Source organism: Geodermatophilus sp. SYSU D00766, from assembly GCF_054049915.1.
Genome location: NZ_JBJGYI010000083.1, coordinates 1 through 2,940, shown reverse-complemented (window position 1 = coordinate 2,940; position 2,940 = coordinate 1). Strand labels below are relative to the sequence as shown.

Genomic DNA, 2,940 nt, shown 5'->3' with positions numbered 1-2,940 from the left:
CCCCCCCCCCCCCCCCCCCCCCCCCCCCCCCCCCCCCCCCCCCCCCCCCCCTCCCGTCACCGCACCCGCCCAGCCCGCCCTCAGGAGCCCCGTTGAGCGTCCAGCCCGTCCCCGCCGACCGCGCGCCGAGCGACTTCGACGACCCCGACGACGTCGCCCGCGCCTTCGCCGCGCAGGGCTACGTCACCGACCGGCGGCTGGCCACGACGACGTTCGTCATGTCCCGGCTGGCCAAGCCGCTCCTGCTGGAGGGGCCGGCCGGCGTGGGCAAGACCGACCTGGCCAAGACGCTGGCCGCCGTCACCGGCCGCCGGCTGCTGCGCCTGCAGTGCTACGAGGGCCAGGACGAGACCAAGGCCCTCTACGAGTGGGACTACGGCAAGCAGCTGCTCTACACCCAGATCCTGCGGGAGAAGACCGCCGCACTGCTCGGCGACGCCGACACCCTCGAGGCGGCCGTGCAGCGGATCGCCGACGCCGACAGCGCCTTCTTCACCGAGCGCTTCCTCGCCGCCCGGCCGCTGCTGGAGGCGGTGCGCTCGGAGGAGCCGGTGGTGCTGCTGGTCGACGAGGTCGACCGCGCCGACGAGGCGCTGGAGGCGGTGCTGCTGGAGATGCTCGCCGAGTACCAGGTGTCGGTGCCCGAGATCGGCACCTTCGTCGCGCGGCAGCCGCCCTACGTCGTCCTGACCTCCAACAACACCCGCGACCTCTCCGCCGCCCTCAAGCGCCGCTGCCTGCACCTGTTCCTCGAGTACCCCGACGCCGAGCGGGAGCTGGAGATCCTGCGGTCCAAGCGCACCGGCCTCGACGACGCCGCCGCGCGCCGGCTGGTGGAGATCGTGCGCGGGCTGCGCGGGCTGGACCTGCGCAAGGCCCCCAGCATCTCCGAGACCATCGACTGGGCGCGCACCCTCGCCGTCCTCGGTGTCGGCGAGCTGTCGGCCGAGGTGCTGGCCGACACCGTGTCCGTCGTCGCCAAGTACGAGCGCGACGTGCAGCGCTCCCGCGACGCGCTGCCGCGGCTGGTCGACCCGAACGCGACGGTGCCGGAGTCCCTCGGCCACACCCACTCGCACGGGTCGCACACCCACGGCGGGCACACCCACGACCACCCGGACGACCGCCCGGACGACCACGCGCACGACCACCCGGACGACGACGGCCGCCGCGTACGGGCCGCCAAGGACACCCCCGGCCGGCACGACCGCAACTACTACGGCCAGCAGGCCGCGGCCGAGGCGCCCGACGCGGCGCCCGCGCCGAAGCGGCAGGTGGGCGCCGGCCAGGGGTCGCGCTCCTTCCCCGCCGGCAACCGCGGCGGCGCCCGGCGCCGGCCGGTCTGACGTGGAGGGGGCGCTGCACCGGTTCGTGCGGCTGCTGCGGCTGCGCGGCATGCGCGTGTCGACGGCGGAGGTCCTCGACGCGTCCGAGGCCGCGGCCGCCGTCGGCGTCAGCGACCGCGCCGCGCTGGAGGCCGCCCTGGGCGCCGCCCTGCTCAAGGACCGCCGCGACGCCGAGGTCTTCGCCGACACCTTCGACCGGTTCTTCACGCTGCGGCCGGTGGTGCCCGACGCCGAGGAGCACGGGCACGCCCACGACGACCTCGAGGACACCGGGGAGCTGACCCGGATGACGTGGGCGGCCGACCCGCCGACCGACGTCCAGGAGGGGCACAGCCACGGCAAACCGGTCGACATCCGCGACTTCTTCCGGCCCGAGGACCTCGCCGCGCAGTACAACCTGCACCAGGAGGCGAACAAGATCGACCTCGCCTCGCTGACCCAGCAGATCGTGCTGTCGTCGGAGAGCCCGGCCGGTCCGGCCGACGACGCCCGGCAGGTGCAGCTGGAGGTGTCGCGGCTGCACGACCCCGGCCTGCCCGGCGAGCTGGCGCGCGCCGGCGGCACGCCGCTGGACGTGCAGCTGACGGTCGCCCAGCAGCAGGCGCTGCGCGACTGGCTGGCCGACCCGGTCGGCGACCTGGACCCCGAGGTCGCCGAGGCGCTGCGCCGGCAGCTGGCCGGCGTCATCGAGGACCTGCCCGAGCTGCTGGCCGCCCACCTGCAGAAGCTGGCCGAGATGGCCGACCTGGCGGTCGAGGAGCGCGAGCTCGCCCGCGCGCCGGTCGAGAAGGTCACCGAGGCCGAGCGGGCGCGCATCGAGGAGTCGCTGCGCCGGCTGGCCACGTCCCTGCACGGCGGCCTGACCCACCGCAAGCGGCAGTCGCCGCGCGGACGGGTCGACGTCGCCCGGACCATGCGGAGCAACATGCGCTACGACGGCGTCCCGTTCCGGCCGGTGACCACCCGGCTGGCCGAGGACCGGCCGCGGCTGGTCGTCGTCGCCGACGTGAGCCTGTCGGTGCGGGCGACGGCGCGGTTCAGCCTGCACGTGGTGCACGCGCTGCAGGACCTGTTCGCGCAGGTGCGCACGTTCGCCTTCGTCGACGACGTCGTCGAGATCACCGACCTGTTCGACGAGCACCCGCTGGAGCACGCCCTGGGGCTGGTGTTCGGCGGCGACGTGGTCGACGTGGACGCCGCCAGCGACTACGGCACCGTGTTCGCCCGGCTCGCCGCCGACCACTCCGGCGCGTTCACCCGCCGCTCCACGCTGCTCGTGCTCGGCGACGGCCGCGGCAACGGCAACGCCCCGCGCCTGGACGTCTTCGCCGACCTCACCCGCCGCGTGCGCGAGACGATCTGGCTGACCCCCGAGCCGCGGTACTCCTGGGCGCTGGGCGGCTGTGACCTGCCCGCCTACGCCGAGCACTGCGACCGGGTGGAGGTCATCCGCGACCACAGCGGGCTGGAGAGCTGGGCCACCGACGTCGTCACCCGCGCCTCGGCCCGCTGACGGGGTGGGGGGGGGGGGGGGCGGGGGGGCCCGGGGGGGGGGGGGGGGGGGCGCCGCCCGCGCGCGCGGGGGCGGGGGCGG

General features: G+C 75.9%; 2 protein-coding genes. Both read left to right on the top strand.

Annotation, left to right across the window (positions count from 1 at the left end; all coding sequences use genetic code 11):
* The first annotated feature begins 92 nt into the window (after nt 1–92).
* Nucleotides 93–1,346, top strand: coding sequence for an AAA family ATPase (locus ACI8AD_RS24885; protein WP_456873209.1), 1,254 nt, complete (start codon nt 93–95; stop codon nt 1,344–1,346).
* A 1-nt stretch (nt 1,347) separates the two neighbouring features.
* Nucleotides 1,348–2,859 carry a VWA domain-containing protein gene (locus ACI8AD_RS24880; protein WP_456873208.1) on the top strand — a complete coding sequence of 504 codons (1,512 nt, stop codon included), beginning with the start codon at nt 1,348–1,350 and terminating at the stop codon, nt 2,857–2,859.
* Nucleotides 2,860–2,940 lie beyond the last annotated feature (81 nt).